The following is a 23376-nucleotide window of genomic DNA, read 5'->3' as shown; positions in this document are numbered from 1 at the left end:
CCACCGAACTACCCTCCCCGAGAGCTACCCAAAACCGCTCACGCTTCACCGCGGGCACACGATTGTTCGCCACCAGCAACCTCCAACAGACAGGCTGTTGCGGTGACCACTTGAGCCCAAGCCCAGCCGCACGCGTGCGAGTGATTCTTTCGACGGAAATCTGGGTTCTGTCGGCGATTTTGTGGGTTCTGTCGGCGCGAAAAGGGACTCGACCCGCTACAACCGCACCGGGTAGTGGTGATCGGTGATGTCGGGGACGATCGACTTCTCGACAAAGATCCCGTGCCAGACCATGAACATCAACAGCGTCCACAGCCGGCGACTGTTGTCCACGACTCCGTCGCGGTGCTCGTTGAGCATCTCGACCACGACGTTCTTGTTGAGGATATGGTCGGTCTGCGAATGCTCGATGACCTCGTGCGCCCAGTCGAACATCTCGGAGCCGGCCAGCCAGTGGCGGATGGGCACCGGAAAGCCCAATTTCTTGCGGTGCAGCACATGGGGCGGAACGATCTGTTCGAGGGCCTGCCGAAGGGCGTACTTCGTGGTGCCATGGGCGATCTTCTCGTCGAAGGGGAGTGTCTCTGCGACGCGGAACACCTCGGGATCGAGGAACGGCACGCGCAGTTCCAATGAATTGGCCATCGTCATCTTGTCGGCCTTCACCAGGATGTCGCCGCGCAACCAGGTGAACAGGTCGACGTGTTGCATGCGGGCGACGGGGTCGAGGTCGGTCGACATTGCGTAGATGGGCGCGGTGACGTCGGTATGGGTCCACTCCGGACGGTAGTCGCGGAGCACCGCGCGCAGTCGCGCATCGTCGAAGCTGCGGGCGTTGCCGTAGTAGCGCTCCTCGAGCGTCAGTGAGCCGCGGTGCAGCAGGCTCTTGCCGCGGGTCCCCTCCGGAATCCGGTCGGACACCCGCCCCGCGAGCCGGCGCAACGCGCCGGGCAGCCGGTCGAACGCACTCAGTGACAGCGGCTCCTTGTAGATCGTGTAGCCGCCGAACAACTCATCGGCGCCCTCACCGGAGAGCACCACCTTCACATGCTTGCGGGCCTCCCGGGCGACGAAGTAGAGCGGCACGAGGGCCGGGTCGGCGACCGGGTCGTCGAGGTACCACACGATCTCCGGGATGGCCTCGATGAACTCTCGCGGACTGACGACCTTGACGACGTGTTTGGCGCCGATCGCCTCGGCGGATTCCACCGCCACGTCGATCTCGGAGTATCCGTCGCGCTCGAAGCCGGTGGTGAAGGTGACCAGGTCGGGGTTGTGGCGGATCGCCAGCGCAGCGATCGCGGTGGAGTCGATGCCGCCGGACAGGAATGACCCCACGGTCACGTCGGCGCGCATGTGTTTGGCCACCGAATCGGACAGGACCTCGGCGATCTCGTCGTATCGGGCCTGGGAGTCCCCGCTGCCGAACGGTCGTACCGGGAAACGGGGTGTGAAGTATCGCTGGATCTGTGGCGCCTGGCCCGGGCGGATGGACGCATGACACCCGGATTCGAGTCGTCGAATCGCCGCATGCAGGGTTTCCGGCTCGGGAACATACTGCAGCACGGTGTAGTGCTCGATGGCCCGAGGATCGAGGTCGTCACCCAACCCGAGCAACCCGGTCAGCTCGAGCAGGCTCTTCTTCTCGCTGCCGAACGCGGTACCGCCGGGGCCGGTCGCGATGAACAGCGGCTTGATGCCGAATGGGTCGCGAGCGAGGAACAACGAGCGTTGCCGGGTGTCCCAGATCGCGAATGCGAACATGCCACGCAGGCGACGCACCGCGTCCGGTCCCCAGTGATGGAACGCTGCGACGATGGCCTCGCCGTCACCCTCGGTGGCGAACTCGGCGTCGTGATCGCGAGTCAGTTCCGCGCGGATCTCGAGATAGTTGTAGATCTCGCCGTTGAACACGAGTGCGTACCGGTCGGGGTTTTCTGGCGGTCCCCACCGCAGCGGTTGGTGCGAGTGTTCGATGTCGATGATCGACAGCCGGTTGAATCCGAGGACGAGGTCGGCATCATGCCAGGTGCCCGGCTCGTCCGGGCCGCGGTGGCGCATGCAGCGCGACGCGTCCGACACCGATCCGACAGCGTCGGATGCCGAACCGTCCGAGGTCAGCAGACCGAGCAAACCACACACCAGACAGGCCCCATTTCGTCGACGTCGCGATGCTGTTCTGACGCGTCGAGTATGCCTGACGTACGCGCCACGCAAGGCGTACGGTCCGCGGGTCGGTTCAGCGTGGTGCCGTGGCGAGGCACGCAGGTAAACCCCAATCACGAAACGTTGCACGGCTTGGTCTACGCTGCGTAGTACTAGGTGCAAGAATTGCCTTGGCGCTGGGTGCGACTTGACTCGGCGCGGGCGAAGAAAGCCCTGTGCGAGTCATGTGGCATGGCAACTCGGTCGGCACGTGTGCCGACATCGAGCGAGCGGGAAGGCGTGAAATTGGCACACGGTGGACGGCCGCGGGCGACAGGGGCCCGTTCCGCATCGCGGACGATCAAGCAGGTCGGTGCACTCGTCGCACTCGGCATCGGGGCGTTGCTGCTGTCGGGATGTGACGCCCGTACGGCGATGCGCTTCGGTTGGCCCGAAGGCGTGACCCCCGAAGCAGAGAAGATGGGCGAGCTGTGGACCTGGTCGGTCATCGCCGCACTCCTCATGGGCATCCTGGTGTGGGCCCTGATCTTCTGGACCATCACCTTCCACCGGGCCAAGCCCGGCAAGGACGTCTTCCCCCGGCAGACCGCGTACAACGTGCCGCTGGAACTGACCTACACGGCGATCCCGTTCGTGATCATCGCCGTGCTCTTCTACTTCACCGTCGTGGTCCAGAACGACGTCGAGAGCAAGACCGACGACTCCAAGGTCGTCGTCGACGTGACCGCGTTCCAGTGGAACTGGAAGTTCGGCTACCGCGAGGTCGAGTTCACCGACGGCTCGCGCTATGACGGCTTCGAGGGCGAAGGCAGCCCGTTCGAGCTGCAGGCACGCAACGAGGCCAACCACCACGGTGAGGAGCTGCCCCTCCCGGCCGGCGGTCGCGACGACGATATCCGGAACTACCTGCAGTTCAACCAGATCGAAACGGTCGGATCGTCGAACGAGATCCCCGTGTTGGTGCTGCCGACGGGCCAGCGCATCGAGTTCGAGATCGCCGCGGCCGACGTCATCCACTCATTCTGGGTGCCGGAGTTCCTCTTCAAGCGCGACGTGATGCCGTTCCCGGAGCAGAACCACTCCGACAACGTCTTCCAGATCTCCAGCATCGACCGGGAGGGTGCCTTCGTCGGGCGTTGCGCCGAGATGTGCGGCACCTATCACTCGATGATGAACTTCGAGGTCCGTGCGGTTTCGCCGGAGAAGTTCGACGCCTACATCCGCTATCGGGAGGACAACCCGCAGGCGACCAATGCGCAGGCGCTCGAAGAGATCTGCGAGGTTCCCGAGTCGGTGACGACGGTTCCGTTCGACACGCGACGCGCCACCGACGGCGACACCCCGACCGACCTCGGTGATGCCTCCAACACGTCCTTGCCTAACTGCACGGTGGGAGCAAACGGATGAAAATCGAAGCCCGAATCTTCGAATTGCTGACGGCATTCTTCTTCCTCGCGGGCATCATCTACACGATCTGCACTGCGTTCGCTAGTCGCGGCGTCGAGTGGGTGGGCGTGACCGGAATGTTCTTCAGTGCCGGCCTGACGCTGATCGCCGGCACCTACTTCCGGTTCGTCGCTCGTCGTGTCGAGATCCGTCCCGAGGACTACGAAGACGCCGAGGTCGAGGACGGCGCAGGCGAATTGGGCTTCTTCAGCCCCCACTCCTGGTGGCCGATCCTGTTGGCCTTCGGCGCCGCCCTGTTCGGCATCGGTTTCGCCACCCACAACCTGTGGTTCGCGATCTTCGCGGGGTTCGTCATCATCGGCACCGCGGCAGGACTCGTTTTCGAGTACCACGTGGGTCCGGAGAAGCACTGACCCACAGCAGCCTCTGACAACGGCCGCCTCCCTGACCACGCCGGTCGGAGGCGGCCGTTGTCGTCGTACGCCGGCTGGCCCCGTCGGGGATCGCCGTCAGCGTCGGGGCGCCGGGGTATAGACCGACAGCGCACGGTAATCGACGCGGAATGTGGCCTCGTCGTAGCTCTCACCGACCTCGCCGTCGTGGGCCACCACGAGCGGCTCGTCCACCGCGGAGAACGAGAACTCGGGCACCTGCAACTCGTGATACAGCGGCGACCGCTCCAACCGTCCGGTGAGCATGGAACCCACCAGACGTGCGAGTGCGAATCGGTGACCGACCTCGAGGATGCGTACATCGAGTAGTCCGTCGTCGATCCGCAGTCGTCGCGATGGTGCGAAACCGGACGGCCGGTACAACGAATTGCCGAGCAGGAACAGCGACGTCTCCATGACCACCCCGTCGACACGAATCCGGACGGGGCGGGTGCGGCGTAGCGTGGCCATGAGCGCGACGGCGGTGGCGAAAGGCCGACTACGTTTGTGCTGCAGGCGGGTCCGGGTGCGGACGAAATGCGGGTACGCGCCGATACTAGCCGTGTTCAACACGACCGTGTCATCGTTGAGCCGGACGATGTCCACGCGTGTCAAGCGGCCTTCGGCGATGGCGCCGACGGTGTCGGCCACCGACCGGATGCCCAGATCCCGGGCGAAGTGGTTGAACGTACCGCCGGGCAGAACCGCCAGGGGAACCCCCGCCTCGAGCGCCACCGGCGCGGCGCAGGCGACGGTGCCGTCGCCGCCGGACACCGCCAGTACGTCGGCCCGTTCCGCGGCCCGACGTAAGAGATTGGGCATGTCGTCGTCGGGGCCGATTTCGATGATCTCCGCGTCGGGGAGCAGTGCACGCACTTTGTCGAGCACCTGTCGTCCGTTGCCGGACCCCGACTCCGGATTACCGACCACCACCACGCCCGCCCCAGCCGGACACGCCGGCGCGGGTACATCCGACGGCGGGGCGATCGCGATGTCGTGAGTGGTGATGGGCGGCACCAGACGCCCGCCGATGACTGCGATGGTCGCCCCGATCCCGAACCCGGCCAAGACATCTCCGGGGTAGTGTGCGCCGGTGGCGATGCGGGACAATCCGACCAGGCCGGCAAGGCCACCGAGGACGAGTCCCGTCGGGGCGTGTTCGATGCCGACGCCCATGGCGAAGGCGGCCGCGCTGGCCGAGTGTCCCGACGGCAGCGAGTTGGAGGTCGGGGTCCGCCGAGATCGCCGCTGCAGCGGAACCGATGCCGTCTCGGGCCGAGGACGACTGCGGATGCGTTTGGCTATCTGGTTGGTGAGCACGCTCGTCACGCCGACCGTCACAACTCCGCGTACCGCGGCACGTTGCGCCGTCGCGCCACCGCCGAGTGCCATCGCGCCGGCGATCGCGAACCAGAGTTTCGAATGATCGGCGGCCCGGGTCAGCCGTGGCATCACTGCGTCGAGTCCGGGGGAGTGGGACTGCGCAATGGTCTCGAATATCTCCGCGTCGAGTGTGCCCAGTCCGCGGGTGATCTCGCGCAAACCCGTGGAGTCCCAGCGGGATCGGAGAGCGGCACGGGGCGAGCGGCGCGGACTGATCACTCCTCGATCCTACGCACGCAAACACGGCCGCCGTCGCGATGTGCGACGGCGGCCGTGGTCGATGCTCACCGCAGATCAGTCGAGCGGGTTGCCACCCTTTGCCTGCAGTTCGCGCAGCGCCTGCTGCTCGGACTTCTCCACCTCGTGCTCGCGCTCGGTGTTGCGGATCTGCTGCTCCGGCGGATCCTCGAGCAGGATCGAGCCGGTACCGGGTGCTCCTGCCGAACCGAGTTTGTTCATCCGCTTCGGCAGTGCGGCACCCTCGTAGGGGAGCGGGATCGGGTGGCCGTGGTCGTCGACCGGGCCGAGAGGTTGGTGCACCTCGATGTACTCACCCTGCGGCAGCCGCTTGATGATGCCGGTCTCGATGCCGTGGGCCAGCACCGCGCGGTCACTGCGCTGCAGCGACAGTGCCCACCGGTAGGCGATGAAGTAGGCCAGCGGCGGCACCACGATCAGACCGATCCGGCCCATCCAGGTGGTCGCGTTCAGCGAGATGTCGAACTTCAGCGCGATGATGTCGTTCATGCACGACAGGGTCAGGATGATCCAGAACGACAGTGCCATTGCGCCGATACCGGTGCGCACCGGCACGTCACGCGGACGCTGCAGCAGGTTGTGATGCGCATCGTCGCCGGTCAACCGCTTCTCGATCCACGGGTAGGCGAACATCACCGCGAACATGATGGTGATGACCACGACCACCCAGAAGATCGCCGGGATCGTGTAATTGCCCAGGTACAACTCCCAGGCGGGCATGAGTCTGGCCAGACCGTCCGTCCACATCATGTAGATGTCGGGCTGAGAGCCCGCGGACACGTGCGCCGGGTTGTAGGGGCCGATGGTCCAGACCGGGTTGATCTGGAAAATGCCCGCCATCATGGCCAGCACACCGGTGGTGATCGCGAAGAACGCACCTGACTTGACCGCGAACACCGGCAGGATACGCACACCGACGACGTTCTTCTCGGTGCGGCCGGGGCCGGGGAATTGGGTGTGTTTCTGGTACCAGACCAGTGCCAGATGCGCGCCGATCAACGCCAAGATGATCCCTGGGAACAGCAGGATATGCATCATGTACAGGCGCGGGATGATGATGTCGCCGGGGAACTGGCCGCCGAACAAAGCCCAGTGGATCCAGGTGCCGATCAGCGGGATACCGAGGACGATACCGCTCATGGCGGCGCGGACGCCGGTACCCGAGAGCAGGTCGTCGGGCAGCGAGTAGCCGAAGAAGCCCTCGAACATGGCCAGGATCAGCAAGACGCAGCCGATGATCCAGTTGGCCTCACGCGGACGACGGAACGCGCCGGTGAAGAAGATGCGCGCCATGTGCACCACGATCGACGCCGCGAACAGCAGTGCCGCCCAGTGATGGATCTGACGCACGAACAGGCCGCCACGAACCTCGAACGAGATGTCCAGGGTGGTGGCGTACGCCTTGGTCATCATCACGCCATTGAGGGGCTGATAGGCGCCGTCGTAGATGACCTCGCTCATCGACGGATCGAAGAACAGGGTCAGGTAGACACCCGAGACCAGCAGGATGACGAAGCTGTACAGCGCAATCTCACCCAGCAGGAACGACCAGTGGGTGGGGAACACCTTGTTGATCTGCCGCCGGATGCCCGGGGCGGCGTGATATCGCGAGTCGACCTCGTTGGCCTGCGCCGCGACACGGTCGGCGATGGTCATGACTTACGCTCCCAAAATGCCGGTCCGACGGGTTCGATGAAGTCGCCTGCGGCGACCATGTATCCCTGATTGTTCACTGTGATCGGCAGCTGCGCCAGTGCCCGGGCGGCCGGACCGAAGACCGGCTTGGCGTACTCGAGCGCGTCGAACTGCGACTGGTGGCACGGGCAGAGGATGCGGTTGGTCCGCTGCTCGTACAGCGAGGTGGGGCAGCCGAGGTGGCTGCACACCTTCGTGTAGGCGAAGTAGTCGCCGTAGTTGAAGCTCTCCTGCCCCTTGCGCTTGATGGCGCGGGCAGCGTCCTCGGGGCGCAAGCGGATGAGCATGACGGGGTTGCTGACGTAACGCAGACCCTCGACGAGCTTGTGGCGTGACTCCTCGGTCTCGCCGTACCCGTCGGACACGCGCCACGGGAAGACCGTCTCCATGGCGCCCGCGTCGAGGTCTTCCGGCCGGACCAGGGCGACCTGGTGCGGGTTGCCGGTGTCGCGGCGTAGGAAGACGGTCTCGTTGGGATCGTCGGCGGGGTTGTAGATCGGCGACCAACCGGTGTGCCACAGCGGCGCGTCGTCACCCTTGGCCCACGGGTTCTTGATGATGCCGCCGAGGCCGGCGACGAGCCCGGTGACCGCGAAGGCGCCGAGTCCGAAGGCGGCCGATCCGAGAATCATCTTGCGACGCGGCAGGGTCGAGGTGGTCAGGGAGTCGTTGAACTCCGCTGCGACCGTCCGCCTGTCGACCTCGTTGGAACCACCGTCGTGGCGATCCTGCACGGAGATCTCGGCAGGGATGAACTTCTTGGTGAAGATCACCATGCCGATGCCGATCGACAGCACCGACAGACCGAAGGTGATACCCAACAGGGGAGTGTTGAGGGTGTAGCGCCAGTAGTCGGCGGAATCGGGGAGTGCGAACTCCCAGTGGTTCCAGATGAAGATGATGAAGCAGGCGATCGCGGACAGACCGGCGATGGTGAACCAGATCGCGACCTGACGCTCGGCGCGCTTCTCCACGCCGGTGCCCGGCTCCGGGAACCGCTCGGCGCGGTGGATGATCTCCACGCCGTCGAGGTTGGTGCCGAGTTTGACCAGATCGTCGTTGCTCATCTGGTCGAGCTCGTCCTGCGACGGGGTGTCCTTACCGTCGTGTGCACTCATGTCCGTGATCCCATCCACATCGCGCCGGCGACGATCGCCGTGACGCCGATCGCCCACATCACCATGCCCTCACTGACGGGGCCGAAACCGCCGATGTTCAGGCCGCCCTGCGGATTGGACTCGGTGACGTACTTGATGAAGCCGATGATGTCGCGCTTCTCTTCCAGCGACAGCTGCCGGTTGGAGAACTTCGGCATGTTCTGCGGTCCGGTGAGCATCGCCGTATAGATCTGCTGCTCTTCGACGCCATCGAGGTTGGGGGCGAACTTGCCCGATGACAGCGCGCCACCACGACCGGTGAAGTTGTGGCACGAGGCGCAGTTGAGGCGGAACAACTCGCTGCCGCGGCCGAGGTTGTCGCCGCGCAGCGACTCCTGGGCGAGCACGGGTAGGCCGTCTTCCATCTTGACCGAGCCATCGGCGTTGCGCTCGTAGATGACCTGCGGACCGCCGCCCTCGGACTGGATGTAGGCGCCGAGCTGGTCGATCTGGGCCTTGGTGAACTTCGGCGGCTTGCGGGTGGCCTGGGCCTCGCCGCGCGCGGCCGGCATGCGGCCGGTGGAGACCTGGAAGTACACCGCTGCATCGCCCACGCCCAACAGAGCCGGGCCGCGATCGTCCACACCCTGCAGGTTGGCGCCGTGACAGGTGATGCACGAGGTCTCGTAGAGCTTCTTGCCGTCGGCGATCAGGGCGGCGTTCGATTCGTCGGCGACGGCTACCTGAGGTTTGGGCGTCAGGACCGATGCCAGAACACCGGCGGTCAGCAGACCGACGAGCAGCAGCAGAGTGCCGCTCGCACGACGACGCAGTTTGCGCCGGGACTTCGCCTTGCGCGCCGGGGTGGCGCCGACCGGGGAATCCGTACCGGCGTCCACGTCGTCGTTATCCGACGGTCGCGGTGGAGATGAACTCATCTGTGACTCTCTACTAAGCGGGCGGACTGTTGTGCAGGCGTGCCGGGAACGGCTACCTGATGAAGTAGATCGTGACGAAGAGGCCGATCCAGACGATGTCGACGAAGTGCCAGTAGTACGACACCACGATGGCGGCGGTGGCCTGGGCCGGCGTGAACTTGGACAACTTCGTGCGGATCAGCAGGAAGACGAAGGCAACCAGACCACCGATGACGTGCAGACCATGGAAACCGGTGGCCATGTAGAAGACCGAACCATAGGCGCTCGAGCTCAGCGTCGTCCCCTCGTGCACCAGGTGGTAGTACTCATAGCCCTGTCCGGCCACGAAGAACGCACCCATCAGGAACGTCAGCACATACCAGCGGCGCAGACCGAAGACGTCGCCGCGCTCGGCGGCGAACACACCCATCTGGCACGTCACCGACGACAGGATCAGCACTGTCGTCACCGGGATCGCGAGGGTGAGGTTGAGCTCGGTCGGCTCCGGTGGCCAACCCACCGAGGAGTTGGCGCGCGCGACGAAATACATCGCGAACAGTCCAGCGAAGAACATGAGCTCACTGGACAGCCACACGATCGTGCCGACGCTGACCATGTTGGGCCGGTTCAGCGAGTGCACGCGCGAGGTGATGGCTGTTCCTGAGGTACCTACAGCGCTAGTCACAAAATGAAGTATGACGGTTCGTAGTAAGGGCTGACCACTTGGGTCCGATATTCACCGGAACTTTTTGTTTCGTCGCTGGTAGTCGCCGGTCGCCGACTGTTCCGGCGTGTCTGGACGAGCATGGTTTCCTGGAGGTGTGACGGGTGAATCGAGCTGGTGGACCGGAGGCCTCGCCGGTGCGGCGTGACCTCAACGGCCGCCCGGTGGAGGTGGGCCGACTCACGCGGTTACGTGACCGGGTACTGGGCCGACGTGAGGTGGCCGCGCAGGTGCAGGTCGACGACCCGAGCCTGGTGGTGGTCGTCGAATCCGCAGACGATGCCGTGGCGAGTTCGACTGCCCTGGCCGACTCGGCGTGGCGGGCCGACGACGAGGTGGTGCTGCGTCATGTGCTGCGACTGCCCTCCTCGCAGGTCGACGACGCGGTCGCGCTCGCCGGGCTGGACGGGTACCAATCGGCCAAGGTGGGGCCCGTCGACGAACTCGCATCCGACACCGGCACTGCCGACGAGGTGATCGTCGTGCTCGCTCGGGTGCAGCTGCTCGATGCCATGCATCTGTCGCAGGAGCGCTCACGGATGGCCAGCCTCGGTTCGCGACACGGTGGCGAAGTGCTGCGCTGGCAGGTCCTGCAGCCACCGGTGGCGGGTCGCTGATCGGCGGGCCACTACTGTTTTCTCTGTGAGCAGCACGGACTCTTCCGCGTACACCTGGCCGCACATCCTCGGACGCGTCACCGACCGGATCGATCTCACCGTCGACGAGGCGTCGTGGGCGATGAACGAGATCATGAGCGATGCCGCGACCGGCGCGCAGATCGCTGCATTCGGTGTCGGGGTGAAGATGAAGGGCGCGGCTCCCGCCGAACTACGCGGCCTGGCGTCGGCGATGCTGGAGCACGCGGCCCTCGTCGAGGTGAGTCGGCCGGCGGTGGACATCGTGGGCACCGGCGGAGACCGCTCGCACACGGTGAACATCTCCACGATGACCTCGATGGTGGTGGCTGCTGCGGGTGTGCCCGTCGTCAAACACGGCAATCGTGCGGCGTCGTCGAAGAGCGGCGGTGCCGATGTGCTCGAAGCCCTCGGCGTCGACATCACGCTCGGGCCCGACGCGGTGGCGCGATGCGTGGACGAGGTGAACATCGGCTTCTGCTTCGCACCGGTGTTCCACCCGGCTTTCCGGTTCACCGGACCGCCCCGCAAGCAGATCGGTATCCCGACCGTGTTCAACGTGCTGGGGCCGTTGACGAACCCGGCGCGGCCCTCGAGTGGCCTGATCGGATGTGCGTTCGACGATCTCGCGCCGGTACTGGCGCAAGCGTTCGCCGACCGTGGCAGTTCGGCACTGGTGGTGCGTGGCAACGACGGACTCGACGAACTGACCACCACCACCACATCCACGGTGTGGCAGGTCGTCGATGGTCAGGTCACCCGGCTCGCTCTCGATCCCGACGACCTCGGGGTCGAACGCGTCGAACTGGCCGCCTTGCAGGGTGGCGATGCGCAGCGCAACGCCGCTATCGCGCGCGATCTGTTCGCGGGCACCCGCGGTCCGGTGCGCGATGCCGTGCTCCTCAATGCGGCGGCGGCGCTGGTCGCATTCGAACAACGCGCCGTGCTGACCGACAGCGGGCTGACGGATGTGATGGCCGAGGCGATGACCCGCGCGGCTGCGGTGCTCGACGGCGGTGACGTCGCCCGTCTACTCGAACGCTGGGCGTCGCTCAGCGCCGAACTCGCCGACGAGCGCTGAGATCCGCATCAGGCCGAGACCCGGGTTGGTCGGGGACGGGCCCTGTTCACTCCTCACCGATGGAGAATCCGCCTTCGACATCTGACCGCGAGTAACTGCGGAATGCGATGTGAGTGGCGCTGTGGGTCACCCCGGGCAGTCGATTGATCTTGCCGGTCACCACGTCCGCGATCTGGTCGTGGTCACGCACCTTGATCTTCGCGATCAGGTCCACGTCACCGGCGCACGAATAGACCTCCGACACCCCGGGGATGTCGGCCACTGCCTGCGCGGTCTCCGGGATCTGGTGGACGTCGGCGTGGATCAGGACGATGGCGGTGATCATGGTTGACACAGTAGTGCGGTGCGTCGTGTCACCCGGCGCGACGGGGCGACTCGCGTGCGTCGTGGGCGACACGCGACCAGGCCGACCATCGTTGTGCGCATGCGCCCGGCAGAACGAACGGCTCGCTGGCCCCGACGATGCGCGCGCCGGGTTCGGTGACCCAGCGGTAGAGCAGCGCGGACTCCTCGGCGGGGGCCCCGAACAGGGGGCCGACACCCGGTAGGACGGTTTCGGCGGCGGCCACGAGGGTGTCGACCACCGGCATCGGCGGCACCCCGCGACGCGCGACGCCTGCACCTGCGAGACGGCCGTGTCTGATCACCGCCAGCTCCCATCCGTGCTGCTCGTCACGCCGGGCCACCACCAGTTCGGCGATCCGATTCAGTGCGGACAACCGCTGACATCGCGCGAGCACGTCGATGGTCGCCGACAAGCGGTCCCGGTGGCGGGCGGCGCTCTCGAACATCTGCATCTCGGACAGGTGTGTCAGGCGATCGGTGAGTGTCGCGAGCGCCACGTCGGAATCGCCGGTCATGACATCGCGGACAGCCGAGACCCGAGGCAGATAGTCGGGGAGTGTCAGCGGCCGATCCGAAGCGGCGTGGCAGCCTCCGATGCGAGGCCCACCGGCCGCCTCGGAACGGCACCAGTGGTGGGAGGCGGACCCGCTGCGTGTCGTGCAGCTCCGCAGACCGGTGGCCGCCGCGAGCATGTCGGCAATGGTGGCGGCGGTGGTGCGATTACCGATGGGGCCGATGCTGTCGTCGGTGGGGGTGCGTGAGACCTTCAGACGAGGGAACCGTTCACCGGTCAGCACCACCCACCACCCACGATGCGGTTGCGTCGAGCGGCGGTTGTAGGCGGGTGCGTGGGCGGCCAGCAGACGCAGTTCACGCACCCCGGCTTCGAGCCCATGGGCGCATTCGATGTGATCGACTCGTGTTGCCAGCCCCACCATCTCACTCATCCGCGGACGCGGGTCGCTGCCGGTGAAGTAGGACGACACCCGCCGACGCAGGTCCACCGCGGTACCCACATAGAGGACCTCGTCAGACGGCCCGCGAAACAGATACACCCCCGGACGCGCCGGCAGACTCTGCGCCATCGACCGCTTGGCGCGTAGGCGTGGATTGGTCCGGGGCAGATAGGCGGTCAGCTCACGGTAGGTGCCGACACCCTGGTTGCCGACCCGTTCGAGCAGATGGTGCAGCACCTCGACGGTCGCCCGGGCGTCGTCGAGCGCGCGGTGGGTGGGCCGAACCGAGACGTTGAATAGGTCGGCGAGGACCGACAGCCGCACCGACGGGGCCTCGTCGCGGGTGAGAACGCGACGCGCCAATGTGACCGTGCACAAGCTGGTGTGGAACGGCCATTCGATGCCGAGGGCGCGGGCGTTGTGCCGCAGGAAGCCCATGTCGAACCGTGCGTTGTGGGCCACCAGGATCGCTCCTCGGGCGAACTCCACGAACGAGGAGAGCACCTCGCCGATCATGGGCGCATCCGCAACCATCGCCTCGGTGATCCCGGTGAGCGTGACGATCTTGGGCGGGATCGGACATCCGGGGTCGACGAGGGTGGCGAATTCGCCGATCACCTCGCCGCCGCGGATCTTGACGGCCCCGATCTCGGTGATCTCATCGTTCGCCGCGCTGCCGCCGGTGGTCTCGAGGTCGACGACGACCATCGTGGTGTCGAACAGTGAACGGTCGAAATCGTCGTCGTCGAGACCGGCGTCACCGTCGAGGTCGGAAAAGGTGAGTTGTCCGTCGCCCACCGCCTTGATAGCCACGCACCGAACATTAGTTCGATGCAACGACAGATGCTGATGTGACAGGCGGGAACGGTGGGTTTGGTGTCCTTCGCGCCGATTCTGTCGGTGGTCGTTCCTACGCTTCATCGCAAGCGACGAATCGGGCCGGAGGGTGACTCCGACACGCGTCGACATCCCGACCGCAGCCAAGTGAGATGGAGATCACAGATGTACGTCGATTGCCAGACCTGCCCGGGCCGTCCGGCCGCCTGTGACGGATGCATGATGCAGGTCCTCTTCGATGCCCCCAACTGCGAAAACCCGGTGGGTCAAGGTGGAGGAAAGGTCACGGAATCGGGCCGTTCGCCGGACGCGGTGATCGACGCCGCGATCGATGTCTTCGTCGATGCTGCGATGGTCACCAGAGCGTCTGCAGTATCTGCAAGAACGAGTAAAACCACTGTTCACGAGGCTGTTTCGGGGCAGCGCCTGCGGATTTTGCGCGCTGGTTGAGATTTCGGTGCGCGACCGGCCTAAGTCGGTCGGTGGACAGACCCGCATTCGATTTCGTAACCTTTCCGAGACCTTTTCAGAGCGTCCCGCTCCAACAGGAGTGGTCTGGATCGGTCACCGCTCAATCGCCCATCTGGGCGAACCGGGGAACCATCAGTTTCGGAGCAATCCGAATTGGGGTGAATCGCGCATGCCCGACGACGCTGTTTGTCGTCGGATGTGCTGCGTAGGGCCATTCTTCCGGCCCGAATCCGACAGCTAACCCGGTCGGCGGTCGAAGGGAGAGCAAGGAGAAGTCGCTTCGTGGCGAAACATCGTTTGGAGCAGCCCAACCGGGGCAGCAAAGTGGCCAAGCGCGCGGTTGTGGCCGGGTCGATCACCGTCGGCTCACTCGCCGCTGCGGCAGGTCCCGCGCTCGCCGCACCGGTTCACGTGCCGAACATCGGCAATTTCGAACTTCCTGGGGTCGACAGCAAGCAGATCCCCCAGCAATTCCAGGAGCCCAAGGCCGCTGCGCCGCAGGCCGCCCCGGTGGCCAAGAACCCGGCTGCCAGCGTCGAGATCCCGAACATCGGCACCTTCACGGTCCCGGGTCTCAACAACGACCAGATCCCGCAGCAGTTCCAGCCCAAGGGTGGCGGCGGCGGCATCCTCGGCGTGCAGCCCACCGTGGCGCAGAAGGCCGTGAGCAACGCCGAGAGCAAGATCGGCTCGCCGTACTCCTACGGCGCGGCCGGGCCGAACGCGTTCGACTGCTCCGGCCTCGTCTACTGGTCGTACAAGAAGGCCGGCAAGACCATTCCCCGTGACAGCTACGGACAGCTCGGCGGCGGCACCCCGGTCGCCTCGATCGCGCAGGCAAAGCCGGGAGACGTGCTGATCTTCAACGGTGGCGGCCACGCCGGGATCTACGCCGGCAACGGCAAATTCGTGCATTCGTCGACCTACGGCACGCCCGTGAAGAAGGACAACGTCAGCAATTGGTCGCTGACCGGAATCCGTCGTTACTGAGCGATCGGGTCGCAGCACGGAGTGGACTTTGTGGGGCGGATCACGTGATCACGTGATCCGCCCGACACATCACGCGGGTCCGTGGTCGACCAGTGGCGTCGACCGCCCGGTGATGTGGGGGAAATGGTGGTGAAGAGGTGACAGCCGTGGTTTCCGGCCGGTCGGGGACACACAGACGACCCGTGCCGGTACTGCTCGTCGCGGTCCTGGTCGCGCTGGGAATGGTGTCCGGGCAGTTCGGTGCCGCGATGACCGCCGGTTCGGCGGCGGCGGCTCCGGTTCGCACTCCTGACCAACTCCTCGCCGAGTACAAGAAGCTGAGCGACGACGCCGAGAAATCGGCCGAGGCGATGCACAACGCCCAGATCGAATACGACAAGCAGCGGCGCATCGTGGCTCAGGCGAAGAAGGCGTCGACCGAGGCCGATCGCACCCTGGCATCGACGCAGCAACGGCTGGAGAACTACCAGACCCGGGTCGACTCGGTCGTACGTGCCAGCTACAAGGGTGCGCGGGTCAACCGGCTCTACGCTGTCCTCGTCAGCGACTCGCCGCAAGCGCTGCTCGACCAGATGTCCGGTCTGGAGCTCATCTCCCGGCAATCCGCGGCAGATCTCCAGGGCCTCAAAGACGCCCGCGCCACCACCACCGAGGCCAAGCGGGCGGCAGACAAGACGGCGGCCGATGCGACCACGGCGGTGGCCGCCGCGGAGAAAACGCGTGGGGAACTGCAGGCCAAGCAGGCGAATCTGCAACTGCAGGCGGTGCAGATCCGGGCGGTCTACGAATCGATGACCGGTAAGCAGCTCGCTGCCCTGCGCGGCCCAGATTTCGACTTCGACCCCCGGCTCGTGCCCAAGGGAACCTCGTCGGCTCTCGTCGCGGTGCAGGCCGCGCTGACTCGTATCGGTGATCCGTACGTGTGGGGCGCGACCGGGCCCAGTTCGTTCGACTGTTCGGGTCTGATGGTGTGGGCCTACCAGCAGGCCGGCAAGACATTGCCGCGGTCCAGTGAAGCGCAGAGCGGGTCCGGTCAACCGGTCGATCGACAGAACCTGAAGCCCGGTGACCTGATCATCTACTACTCCGACGCCCACCACGTCGGCATGTACGTGGGCGACGGTTACGTGATCCATGCCTCGACGTTCGGCGTGCCGGTGAAGGTCGTGCCGATCGACGATGCCGGACCGTACAACACCGCCCGTCGGTACTGAGTGGCGATCGGCGACGAACACGTGCCGGTGACCGGCAACCAGACGGATCGGTGGCGCCGAGCCCCGGGCGCACTCCTCGCTGTGCTCACCGTTGCGGTCCTTGCCGGTTGTGCGGCCCCGGCCGAGCAGGGCACGCCATCGAGCAGCGCGTCCACCACCGCGACGACGTCGCTGAACGTCTTTGAACAACAACGTGCGGACGGCGTACAGCGAACGCTCGACGATCTCAGTGGCGCGCTGAGTGCAGGCGATGCAGATCGGGTGGACGGGCTCATCGATCCGGCCGCCACACCCGAGTTCCGTGCCCGACTGCGCGCCGCTGCGGTCAACCTCTCCGGCAGCGTCGTGAGCGCGGAGTCCCCGCGACCAACGGCCCCACGGCCGTCGACCGCGCCGCTCTCGTCGCCGCCGACGACCGGCCGCGTACCGAACTCGTCGGCGCCCCCCAGGTCACAGCCGAGTGGTTCGTCCCCCACGGTCGTGACCGTGGCGCCGCGCGGAACTGCACTACGGCTCAAAGATTTCCGATACGAGGTCGCGCCCACCACGGAGGCGGAGGTGCTGGTGCCTGCGGACCTGCAGCAGCGACTCGACGCACAGGGGAGTTCGGACTCGTGGGTGGCGCCGATCGAACTCCGATACGCCCTCGGCGGCGCGAGCACCCCGGGGGTCGACGAACCGGATGTGGTGGTGGGCATGCAGCTGGTGATGGCGCGCTACGGCGACGACTGGACGGTGGTCGGTGATGGCGCAGCGATCGGTGGTGACGCCGCTCCCACCCAGTTGTGGGATCTGCCCGGCCTGGGAGCATCCGATGTCCAGACGTCCGGCGGCACCTCGGTGATCGCCTCGTATCCGGGGACCGCCGAGGTGGTCGCGCGTGTCCGCGAACTCGCGCCGGGTTCGGTGGAGGCGGTGACGGCGTTCTGGGGTGAGGACTGGCCCCGGCGGGCGGTCGTGGTGGCGACCGCGCGCCCAGGCGAGTTCCGGACGTTGACGCGCAGCGCCGGGACCGACGTCGCCGCAGCTGCCGCCGCAACCGTCTACAGTCGTGTCGACACTGACGACGGCGTGGCGGTGGGGCAGCGAGTGGTTCTCACGCCGGGTGCCGCGCGGCTGTCGAATGCGGCACTCGGCGTGGTGCTGCGCCACGAGCTCACCCATGTCGCAGCGCGCGTCGACACCGCGGCGGGCGCGCCGCTGTGGATCACCGAGGGAGTACCGGAATATGTCGGACGCAACGGCACCTATACCCGGTTCGCGGATGCGGCACCGGATCTCGCGGCTGCCGTGGACGTCGGCGACCTCCCCGCGGACCTACCCGCCGACCGCGACTTCGCGGTCGATTCCGACGGCGCACGACGTGCTTACCAGTCCGCGTGGTCGGTGGCGGCCTACGTCGCCGACCGCTACGGCGAGGACCGGCTGCGTGAGCTCTACATCGGAGTCGCGGCCACCGACGACACCGCGCAGCAGGATGAGGCCATCGTGGACGTGCTCGGTGTGTCGCGTACCGAATTCGTCGCGGGATGGCGGCGCTGGCTGAGCACCCAGGTGCGCTGATGCGACGTACTTTGTTGGTGACCAACGATTTTCCGCCCCGGCCGGGCGGAATCCAGTCGTATCTGCAGAATTTGGTGGATCTGTTGCCGCCCGAGGAAGTGGTGGTCTACGCACCGCGATGGCGGGGACACGAGGAGTTCGACGCCGCGCAGCCCTACACAATTGTCCGTCACCCGACGTCGCTGATGTTGCCGACACCGGCCGTCGCGCGGCGTGCCGCCCGGCTCATCGCGACCCATGACATCTCGACGGTGTGGTTCGGTGCCGCCGCGCCATTGGCGACGCTCGCCCCGGCGATGCGGCGGGCGGGGGCACAACGGGTCGTTGCGAGCACGCACGGGCACGAGGTCGGTTGGTCGATGCTGCCGGTCGCCCGGCAGGTGCTCGCCCACATCGGTCGACACACCGACGCGGTGACCTTCGTGAGTCGTTACACGCGTGGCCGTTTCGCATCCGCGTTCGGTGCGCACGCCGCACTGGAGTACCTACCGCCGGGCGTGGACACCGACCGCTTCGCGCCTGATCCCGGCGCACGTCGGCGCCTACGCGACCGGTTGGAACTGGGCGATCGTCCGACGGTGCTGTGTCTGTCCCGACTGGTGCCGCGCAAGGGTCAGGACGTCCTGATCCGGGCGCTGCCGTTGATCCGTCGCGAGGTCGGTGACGTGGTGCTGGTGATCGTCGGTGGTGGCCCCTATGCGGAGCACCTGCATCGGCTCGCCGACGACGACGGGGTCGCCGACCACGTGGTGTTCACCGGTTCGGTGCCGTCGGCGGAGCTACCCGAGTACCACAATGTCGCCGACGTCTTCGCCATGCCGGCCCGCACCCGTGGGGGTGGGCTGGACGTGGAGGGATTGGGCATCGTCTACCTCGAGGCATCGGCCACAGGGGTGCCGGTGGTGGCCGGACAATCCGGCGGAGCACCCGAGACCGTGGTGGAAGGCGTCACTGGCACCGTGGTCGACGGGACCGACATCGACGCCGTGGCGCTCGCCATCACCGCGGTCCTCAGCGATCGCTCCGCTGCCGCCGAGATGGGCGCCAACGGACGCGAACACGTGCTGCAGAGCTGGCAGTGGAGTGCCATCGCGGCACGTCTACGTCAGCTGCTGTAGCTCGAGCCGCCCGCCTGGCGCCGTGCGATGTCGGCTACCGCGCGTAGATCGCGTCGATGTCGTCGGAGAACTTGTCGACCACCACATTCCGCTTGACCTTCAGCGTCGGCGTCATCTCGCCGGTCTCCTCGGTGAAGTCGTCGGCGAGCACCCGGAACTTCTTGATCGCCTCGGCGTGCGAGACGGTCTCGTTGGCGGCGTCGACCGCGCCCTGCACCTCGGCCCGCAGGTCCGGATCGTCGACCAGGTCGGCAACCGTGGCGTCGGAAGGCTTCCCGTTGCGCTGCTTCCAGCCGCCGAACGCCTCCGGATCGATCGTGACCAGCGCTGCGATGAACGGTTTCGCGTCGCCGATGACGAGTGCCTGCGAGATGAGTGCATTGGCCCGGATCACGTCCTCGAGACCCGCCGGAGAGACGTTCTTGCCGCCGGCGGTGACGATCAGCTCTTTCTTCCGTCCGGTGATCGTCAGGTAGCCGTCCTCGTCGAGTGTGCCGAGGTCACCGGTGTGGAACCAGCCGTCTTCGACAGCAGTTGCCGTCGCCTCCGGATTCTGCCAGTACTCGGCGAAGACCACACCACCCGACAGCATTACCTCGCCATCGTCGGCGATCCGGACGCGGTTGCCCGGCAACGGTTTCCCGACGGTACCGACTTTCACGGCGCCGGGGGTGTTGACGCTGAACGCCGCCGTGGTCTCGGTGAGTCCGTAGCCTTCGTACACCGGAATTCCGATGCCGCGGAAGAAGTGGCCGAGGCGTGCGCCGAGGGGTGCGCCACCCGAGATCGCGGCCTCGCACTGCCCGCCCAGAGCGGCGCGCAACTTTCCGTAGACGAGACGATCGAACACTGCGTGCTTTAACTTGAGGAACAGTCCGACCGAACCGCGTTCGTCGGCGGAGGAGTACTCGATCGCCGCATCCGCGGCCAGGTCGAAGATCCTGCCCTTCCCGTCGTCGTGGGCGGACTGCTGTGCGGTGTTGTAGACCTTCTCGAACACTCGTGGCACCGAGAGGATCACCGACGGCCGGAACGTTGCGAACTCGGCGACCAGGGTGCGGGTATCGGCGTGGTGGCCGACCTCCACCCCGGCCTCGATGGCCACCAGGGTGATGGCGCGGGCGAGGACATGTGCCAGCGGCAGGAACATGAGCAGACGTTTGCCCGGGCCCAGCAGGGTGTGCATCGGGCTCTCCAGGACCCCGCGCACCTCGGAAAGCATGTTGGCGTGCGTCAGCTCGCATCCTTTGGGGCGACCGGTGGTTCCGGAGGTGTAGATCAGCGTGGCCGGATCGGCGCAACGCAGGGCGGTGCGCCGCTTGAGTACCTCGTCGTCGTGGACCTCGGCGCCCACCGCGGTGAGGTGAGCGATCGCGCCGTCACCGTCGGACGCGTCGATCTGGAAGACGTCCACCGAATCGAGGCCGTCGATGCCGTCGACGATCCGACGATGGCCGTCATCTTCGACGATGATCGCCCCGGCCCCGGAATCGCGCATGATCCATTCGATCTGCGGTCCGGACGACGAATCGTAGATGGGCACCGTGATGGCACCGGCCGACCAGATCGCGAAATCGATCAGGTTCCACTCGAGGCGAGTACGCGAGAGGAGTGCGACGCGGTCGCCGGGCGACACGCCCACGGCGATCAGGCCCTTGGCGATGGCGGTGATCTGCGCGGCCGCCTCGGCGGCGGTGACCGGCTGCCAATCCGTGTCGACCTTGCGTCGGAAGACCACCTTGTCGGGTTCGCGTTCGGCGATCCGGAAGATGATGTCCGTGCAGTCGGCATTCTCCGGGATGGAGAAGCGCGCCGGGACGCTGAACTCGGTCATCGGGCCACCTTTCAGCCTCGGTTCTCATCAGCGATGGTAGTCCCGTCGCCGCGCAAACCGTACGCGCGTCCCGTCAGGTCTGCTGTCCGGGGCCACCGAGAGTATGTGAAGCTAGTGAACGTGACGAGCATTCAGGTGGCCGACGAGACCTTTGTCGCGGCGGCTCCGTCGCTGGCCGCCGAGGCGGTCGGGGACCAGGGCAACTGGCGGCGCTGGTGGCCCGATCTCCGTCTCGGCGTCATCGAGGATCGCGGTGCGCAGGGCGTTCGCTGGACGGTGGACGGTCCACTGGTGGGCAGTATGGAGGTCTGGTGCGAACCGGTCCTCGACGGGTTCACCCTGCACTACTTCCTGCACGCCGAACCGGTGGACACCGGGGCCGGCGCCTGGGATGCGGATGGGCTCGCCAACGCCAACCGTCGCCGTCGCGCCGCCGGCCGGGCGATGTCTTTCGAGGTGAAGGCGCGCCTGGAGTCCGGGCGTGTGGTCGGCGGACCGGCGACCCGGGACCCCGACGCCGACACCACGTCGGCGAACGCGACGGCCACGAAAGTGGTGCGGTGATGGCCGACCACACCGAGCGTTCCATCGTGATCAACGCCGACGCTTCCGACATCATGGCGGTTATCGCCGATTTCGATCACTATCCCGACTGGGTGTCCGCGGCGCGGGAGGTGGAGGTGATCGAGACCGGGGTCGACGGTCGGCCACGAGTGGTGCGGTTCGTCCTCGATGCCGGCGTGCTCCAGGACACTTATGTTCTGAGCTACGACTGGGGTGCCGACGACCGGACGGTGGCATGGACATTGGTCAGCAGCGATCTGCAACGTGACCAACGCGGGCGATATGTGTTGTCCCAGCAGGTCCCGGGTTCCACCAAGGTCACCTATGAACTCATGGTGGATCTGCTGGTGCCGATGATCGGGCAACTCAAACGGCGTGCGGAGAAGGCCATCACCGAGGCCGCACTGAACGACTTGAAGAAGAGGGTCGAAGGCTGATCGATCTCACGCCCATTCATGTGGTGATCGGGCCGGGTGGCGCCGGGGTCTCGGTGGCCGCGGCATCGGGGGCACTGGGTCGGGCCCGCGGACAGCGGGCCGGACCCCGGACCCGCGGCGCCGGAAGCGGTCTCGTGCCCGAGCAGGACACGCTGCTGATCACCGTGGACCGCTGGTCGCCGACCGCGGAACTGTTCGGTGTCTACCGAACGTCGGCGGAGCCGGTGGCGGTGTCGTCCCGACTGCATCTGTTGTCGTTGGATCGGCTCGGACTGGTGGAGCGGTCGTGGTCCGACTTCACCGCCGTGCTGTCGGAGACGGTGGCCCGTTCCCGGGTATCGCTGCCGGGGCTCGGGGTGGCATCGGAGATCTCCGCAGGTGAACTCGCCGCGTTGCCGGGTATCGAGGATTTCCTGCTGCTGCGTCGGATCCGCGACGAGGCCGCCGGCGGCACCTGGCGACGGATCGTCGTCGACGTCTCGGGACTCGGCGACCCGTTCGAGTTCCTGCGGGCCGCCTCGGTGCTCAGTCAGGCGCTGAATCGGTTGTGGCCGCGCCACCGTCGGCTGGCCGCTGCGGCAGAGCGGCCGGTCCTGGCCCAGGTGACCGCGGCCGTCGACGCGATCGACCGGGACTGTGTCGACATCGCCGAACTGACGACCGATGCGCACAGTGTCGCAGTACATCTGGTGATCGGCACCGACGGTCGCGCCGAGCGACTGCTACCGGCCTTGCTGGCAAATGTCGATGTGATGGGCCTTGCCCTGCGTTCGGTGATCGTCAACCGCGGGGTCGGTGACGGTTGTGACCGTCGCGTGGCGCGCCTACGGTCGGTGGTGCACGACGACCGCGACGTCGAGGTGATCAACGTCGACCGGGTGGACGAGCCGATCGATCGGGCGGCCCGGCTTCGCAAGGTCGGCGTCACGTTCGCGCGCCCGGACGGACGCCGGTGTGGCACCGGAGCCGCGCGCGTGGCGGAGGTCGGCGCCGACGACGGTTCCGAGACCGTGCGCGGCCAGGATCGGGTGTTCGAACTCACGTGGCGGCAACGGCTTCCCGAACCCGACACCCTGCAGCTCGGACGATCCGGTGACGACCTGCTGGTCACCGTTGGTGGCTTCCGCCATCCGGTCCGGTTGCCCTCGGTGCTGCGGCGATGCGTCGTGGTGGACGCGGCCTGGGACGGCACCGAACTCGTCGTGCGGTTTGTACCGGACCCGAAGCTGTGGCCGAAAGGTCGCTGACGTCGT

At 66.4% G+C, this 23376-nt stretch carries 21 protein-coding genes and 1 riboswitch; of the genes, 12 read left to right on the top strand and 9 right to left on the bottom strand.

The genetic code is table 11. The annotated features are described in order from the left end of the window. Positions 1 to 216 precede the first annotated feature (216 nt). On the bottom strand, positions 217 to 2142 hold the full coding sequence (gene asnB, locus L1892_RS09035) for an asparagine synthase (glutamine-hydrolyzing) (protein WP_235723254.1): 1926 nt from the start codon (positions 2140 to 2142) through the stop codon (positions 217 to 219). A 363-nt stretch (positions 2143 to 2505) separates the two neighbouring features. On the opposite strand from asnB, the gene ctaC reads away from it, so the two are divergent. Both ctaC and L1892_RS09025 read left to right on the top strand, forming a co-directional pair. Beyond that, positions 2506 to 3573: an aa3-type cytochrome oxidase subunit II gene (gene ctaC, locus L1892_RS09030; protein WP_235723265.1), complete on the top strand. Its 1068-nt coding sequence runs from the start codon at positions 2506 to 2508 to the stop codon at positions 3571 to 3573. Then, a complete protein-coding gene (locus L1892_RS09025; RefSeq protein WP_235723253.1) occupies positions 3570 to 3986 on the top strand; it encodes a cytochrome c oxidase subunit 4 in 417 nt (138 codons plus the stop codon). The genes ctaC and L1892_RS09025 overlap by 4 nt, the downstream gene beginning before the upstream one ends. Positions 3987 to 4082: 96 nt before the next feature. Here the strand turns inward: L1892_RS09025 and L1892_RS09020 are convergent, their stop codons facing one another. The 5 genes from L1892_RS09020 to ctaE all read right to left on the bottom strand — a co-directional run bounded on the left by L1892_RS09020 (position 4083) and on the right by ctaE (position 10039). Continuing rightward, a complete protein-coding gene (locus tag L1892_RS09020; RefSeq protein WP_235723252.1) occupies positions 4083 to 5606 on the bottom strand; it encodes a bifunctional phosphatase PAP2/diacylglycerol kinase family protein in 1524 nt (507 codons plus the stop codon). Positions 5607 to 5681: 75 nt separating this feature from the next. Continuing rightward, positions 5682 to 7301, bottom strand: a complete 1620-nt coding sequence (gene qcrB / locus L1892_RS09015) for a cytochrome bc1 complex cytochrome b subunit (RefSeq protein WP_235723251.1) — start codon at positions 7299 to 7301, stop codon at positions 5682 to 5684. After that, a complete protein-coding gene (gene qcrA, locus L1892_RS09010; RefSeq protein ID WP_235723250.1) occupies positions 7298 to 8458 on the bottom strand; it encodes a cytochrome bc1 complex Rieske iron-sulfur subunit in 1161 nt (386 codons plus the stop codon). The genes qcrB and qcrA overlap by 4 nt, the downstream gene beginning before the upstream one ends. Beyond that, positions 8455 to 9375 carry a cytochrome bc1 complex diheme cytochrome c subunit gene (gene qcrC / locus L1892_RS09005; RefSeq protein WP_235723249.1) on the bottom strand — a complete coding sequence of 307 codons (921 nt, stop codon included), beginning with the start codon at positions 9373 to 9375 and terminating at the stop codon, positions 8455 to 8457. Before qcrC ends, qcrA begins: the two co-directional genes overlap by 4 nt. Positions 9376 to 9427: 52 nt before the next feature. After that, positions 9428 to 10039, bottom strand: coding sequence for an aa3-type cytochrome oxidase subunit III (ctaE, locus tag L1892_RS09000; protein WP_235723248.1), 612 nt, complete (start codon positions 10037 to 10039; stop codon positions 9428 to 9430). A gap of 143 nt (positions 10040 to 10182) precedes the next feature. On the opposite strand from ctaE, the gene L1892_RS08995 reads away from it, so the two are divergent. Together L1892_RS08995 and trpD are read left to right on the top strand one after the other, a co-directional pair. Further along, positions 10183 to 10695: a hypothetical protein gene (locus tag L1892_RS08995; RefSeq protein ID WP_235723247.1), complete on the top strand. Its 513-nt coding sequence runs from the start codon at positions 10183 to 10185 to the stop codon at positions 10693 to 10695. Between the two features lie 25 nt (positions 10696 to 10720). Beyond that, complete coding sequence (gene trpD / locus L1892_RS08990; protein WP_235723246.1) at positions 10721 to 11794, top strand: anthranilate phosphoribosyltransferase; 1074 nt, start codon at positions 10721 to 10723, stop codon at positions 11792 to 11794. A 46-nt stretch (positions 11795 to 11840) separates the two neighbouring features. Here trpD and L1892_RS08985 read toward each other — a convergent pair whose 3' ends face one another. Continuing rightward, positions 11841 to 12119, bottom strand: coding sequence for an Lrp/AsnC family transcriptional regulator (locus tag L1892_RS08985; protein ID WP_160901131.1), 279 nt, complete (start codon positions 12117 to 12119; stop codon positions 11841 to 11843). Between the two features lie 28 nt (positions 12120 to 12147). Beyond that, on the bottom strand, positions 12148 to 13908 hold the full coding sequence (locus L1892_RS08980; RefSeq protein WP_235723245.1) for a DEDD exonuclease domain-containing protein: 1761 nt from the start codon (positions 13906 to 13908) through the stop codon (positions 12148 to 12150). Between the two features lie 243 nt (positions 13909 to 14151). Here L1892_RS08980 and L1892_RS08975 point away from each other — a divergent pair, with 243 nt between their 5' ends. The 5 genes from L1892_RS08975 (at position 14152) to L1892_RS08955 (ending at position 19288) form a co-directional block, all read left to right on the top strand. Beyond that, positions 14152 to 14382, top strand: a complete 231-nt coding sequence (locus L1892_RS08975; RefSeq protein WP_235723244.1) for a hypothetical protein — start codon at positions 14152 to 14154, stop codon at positions 14380 to 14382. Between the two features lie 108 nt (positions 14383 to 14490). Then, a riboswitch (cyclic di-AMP (ydaO/yuaA leader) is annotated at positions 14491 to 14671 on the top strand. Between the two features lie 14 nt (positions 14672 to 14685). Continuing rightward, positions 14686 to 15393 (top strand): C40 family peptidase, encoded by a 708-nt coding sequence (locus L1892_RS08970; protein WP_235723243.1) that lies wholly within the window; start codon positions 14686 to 14688, stop codon positions 15391 to 15393. Between the two features lie 221 nt (positions 15394 to 15614). Next, on the top strand, positions 15615 to 16607 hold the full coding sequence (locus L1892_RS08965) for a C40 family peptidase (RefSeq protein ID WP_235723264.1): 993 nt from the start codon (positions 15615 to 15617) through the stop codon (positions 16605 to 16607). Further along, entirely contained in the window at positions 16608 to 18170 is a 1563-nt protein-coding gene (locus L1892_RS08960) for a gluzincin family metallopeptidase (protein WP_235723242.1), read from the top strand. Continuing rightward, positions 18170 to 19288, top strand: coding sequence for a glycosyltransferase family 4 protein (locus L1892_RS08955; protein ID WP_235723241.1), 1119 nt, complete (start codon positions 18170 to 18172; stop codon positions 19286 to 19288). The genes L1892_RS08960 and L1892_RS08955 overlap by 1 nt, the downstream gene beginning before the upstream one ends. Positions 19289 to 19322: 34 nt before the next feature. Here L1892_RS08955 and L1892_RS08950 read toward each other — a convergent pair whose 3' ends face one another. Next, on the bottom strand, positions 19323 to 21122 hold the full coding sequence (locus L1892_RS08950) for an AMP-dependent synthetase/ligase (RefSeq protein ID WP_235723240.1): 1800 nt from the start codon (positions 21120 to 21122) through the stop codon (positions 19323 to 19325). Positions 21123 to 21227: 105 nt separating this feature from the next. Between L1892_RS08950 and L1892_RS08945 the strand changes: the two genes are divergently transcribed. The 3 genes from L1892_RS08945 to L1892_RS08935 are packed head-to-tail and all read left to right on the top strand — an operon-like array spanning position 21228 to position 23370. Next, positions 21228 to 21686, top strand: coding sequence for a hypothetical protein (locus tag L1892_RS08945; protein WP_235723239.1), 459 nt, complete (start codon positions 21228 to 21230; stop codon positions 21684 to 21686). Next, positions 21686 to 22123, top strand: coding sequence for an SRPBCC family protein (locus L1892_RS08940; protein WP_235723238.1), 438 nt, complete (start codon positions 21686 to 21688; stop codon positions 22121 to 22123). The genes L1892_RS08945 and L1892_RS08940 overlap by 1 nt, the downstream gene beginning before the upstream one ends. 20 nt (positions 22124 to 22143) lie before the next feature. Beyond that, on the top strand, positions 22144 to 23370 hold the full coding sequence (locus L1892_RS08935) for an ArsA family ATPase (RefSeq protein ID WP_235723237.1): 1227 nt from the start codon (positions 22144 to 22146) through the stop codon (positions 23368 to 23370). Positions 23371 to 23376 lie beyond the last annotated feature (6 nt).

This window comes from Gordonia tangerina (assembly GCF_021556435.1).
In the GTDB taxonomy this organism is placed as follows: domain Bacteria; phylum Actinomycetota; class Actinomycetes; order Mycobacteriales; family Mycobacteriaceae; genus Gordonia; species Gordonia tangerina.
The sequence above is the reverse complement of the archived record's forward strand: the minus strand, read 5'-3'. Positions and strand labels throughout refer to the sequence as shown.